Source organism: Microcoleus sp. LEGE 07076, assembly GCF_015207455.1.
Taxonomy (GTDB): domain Bacteria; phylum Cyanobacteriota; class Cyanobacteriia; order Cyanobacteriales; family Microcoleaceae; genus Microcoleus.
Map to the genome: position 1 here is coordinate 1 of NZ_JADEWV010000429.1, position 1899 is coordinate 1899.

A 1899-nucleotide genomic window follows, 5' to 3' on the forward strand; every position below is an offset into this window, starting at 1 on the left:
CTCTTATTTCATCATAGTAATTAAAAATATTGGACGTCTTTGTCGCGCCGTAAAACATAGGCTCAATCTCGCTGAACTTCACAAGCGCGATATTTATGTCGCGCCATTTTCCTTCCTCACGTCGCGAGCGCTGTGCCCTATCGTAAAGCCCAATCAGGCTGTTCCGAATAATTTCGCCGTCTTTGAAGGCGTGAAGAATACGAGCGCTTAATATTCCATTCCGGACATAGATCCGATCCGTGTCGCTCAAGATGAAATGCCGCAGCTGGTCTCCGTATTTTGCCAGAACACGGCGCACGATCGATGCATCGAAAAGGTACTGCCACTCACTAATAGTGAAAGTTAGGCCAAGCATATTGACAATGAGGGCCGAACAAAAAACTTGAGAACCTCTGTCATCATTGGCAAGTGGCTGAAGGAGTTCGCTTATTTGACGTTGGACCTTGTCCGACTCGATAATTTCGATAAGCAGTCGATAAAGAGAGCCATCTAACTGAGTTTTGATGTATCCACGCCTAGTCATCACTCCTGCGCCGGCCCTTTCGCCCCAAAATCCACCGAAATTGGTAAGGGCCTCAAAGGCGGGGATATCCGCTTCGGCTATTTTGTCTAGAGAAACCTCAAGCGTAGGACCTAGATGAGGGGTCTTATCGATGAATCCATGGATAAGCTCATGTAGCGCAGTCGACTCCGACAGAACGATCCGGTGCGCCGGCTGACGCCGAGCGCAGTATTCGGTTATTTCCTCGCGAAATTGAGCATAGCCATCAAATATTATAGCTATTCTCTCTTCGTAGCCACTTATGCGGCGAAGATCTGCTTTGAGAGAACTGTGTTTCACTGCGTAGTAGACGCGGTAGCCTAGCTGCCGTAAATAGGCCGATAGCGTCAATGTGCTTGCGGACTTGCCAGACGCCATCTCCCCGATAAAAAGAATATCTCGCCAATGCCCCGTCTTGATCGCCTCTTGGGCGATTTTATCTTGTTCCCGCGTTACCAAGTATGTTTGATCGTCAAACACTTTAGTGCTGGAAAGTATCTCCGACTCTGGAAAGCGTCCATATACCAATTGCTCTAAAAGAAGCTGAGCAGCAGGTCTGCTGTCAACAGGATGCTGCGGTGGCGCAAGCTCTCGAAGCGCCGTAAAAGCGGCAGGAAACTGCGGCACCTTATAGTTAACTCGAACGCTACTAATGCTCGCAGCGAGCGCATCAATTCCACCCGGAATTACTGACCCATAACGCTCTATCGTACTCACATCTATTCGGTCCGCCCCGGGAGCGATGAAGAAGAATGTTTTGCGACAGAGCAAGACGTCAGATAGCAGTGCTCGGTCGATATCGAGATCAAATAAACTGTATCCCGCAAACACGACTGCGCGGGAAGTTGTTAGATCATGCTCAAAAAAAGAAAGCCACTCGCTATCAGTCAGTCGTGAAGCGGCATAGGAAGCGTCAGTAAGAAGAAGTTCGGAATCTAAGCCCGCCGGACTGATCCTCTTGACATAGCCGTTTAAATGTATGACAGAGCCGGCTATTGTCTTTGATTGAGGATCTTCCATCGTTATCGACGACGCGGCGTATAAACCGTGCCGGGCTATCTCTGCGGCGTTGTCATAGTTCGTCGTGTAGATTCTTTTCCAAGGCACATCATAGAGATGTATGAGTCTAGGATCGACCGATTCCACCACAAAATTATTTTTTATAATCTGATAGATAAAATCAACTCCTTTGTCGCGTTTCACAGTTCCCGCGATTCGGTCGAGTGGATGGTGGGACCCAGTACCTGGAACCTGCTCCAGAAGAAGGTCTTTTAACGTTCGCGTTTCGGGGACACTGACGCCATTTATATTACGAGCTAAGAAAGAAAGGCCCGCTCCGACAAACAGAATGGCGTCAC

The 1899-nt window shown here is 48.6% G+C and carries 1 protein-coding gene; it reads right to left on the reverse strand.

Annotation, left to right across the window (positions count from 1 at the left end):
• The coding region (locus IQ270_RS29960) for an SIR2 family protein (RefSeq protein ID WP_193976732.1) at positions 1-1744 on the reverse strand (1744 nt) is incomplete at its 3' end.
• Positions 1745-1899: the final 155 nt, after the last annotated feature.